Below are 695 nucleotides of genomic sequence, written 5' to 3' on the forward strand. Positions count from 1 at the left end.
CGGCGGCAATCGCCGCCGCGCAGCCGCCAGTCGCGCTGCCCTTCGCCGATGGCCGCTATCTCAGCGACGCGTCGCTGTGCGGCCTGAACCACGGCGAGATCGTCGACCGGATCGGCGACGACATCCATTATGTCCTGTATGACATCAATGACGGCTCAGTGAACGGCGCGGACTTTTTCTGCAAAGTGCGGGACGTGAACCGGGCCGGCGATCTTGTCCGCCTGAACACCGAATGTGAAGCCGAAGGAACCGCGAACGCATCGACGATGGAGATGACCTACATCTCGGAAACAGCATTCCGGCAGGGCGAGCGAATATTTTCGCGCTGCGAGTAGGATGGGCACCATGGCGAAAATCGAGATCGAAATCGACGACGAGATGCTGGCGCATGTTCCTGAGACTGGTCGTTCGCTGAAGGAGCTGGTGAGAAAAGGGCTAGAATTTGCTCTGTGGGAGCATGAGTCTCAATCCCTCCTTAAAAAATGGATGGACGAGCAGGAGGAGGAGCGGCTCAAAAGAGCACAGGAACATGCGCAGTGGATTGCGGCCCAGCACCCGCAAGTTGCGGCGTCCTTCAAGGACTTGTCCGACACATATCGGCTCGATATGGATCGGCAGAGGGAGGCGGCGGTGACACTGACCGAGGAACAGGCCGCAACCTTTGCGTGGCTTCATTTGGTCTCGCGCGCGCTGGC

General features: G+C 59.4%; 2 protein-coding genes. Both read left to right on the top strand.

Annotated features, from left to right (window positions below; translation table 11 throughout):
* Positions 1-335, top strand: a 335-nt coding sequence (locus PZ895_RS16500) for a hypothetical protein (protein WP_275840094.1), incomplete at its 5' end; no start/stop codon positions are given.
* 10 nt (positions 336-345) lie between these two features.
* On the top strand, positions 346-695 hold a 350-nt coding region (locus tag PZ895_RS16505), incomplete at its 3' end, for a hypothetical protein (protein ID WP_275840095.1).

Source organism: Mesorhizobium sp. YIM 152430 (assembly GCF_029210365.1).
In the GTDB taxonomy this organism is placed as follows: domain Bacteria; phylum Pseudomonadota; class Alphaproteobacteria; order Rhizobiales; family Rhizobiaceae; genus Aliihoeflea.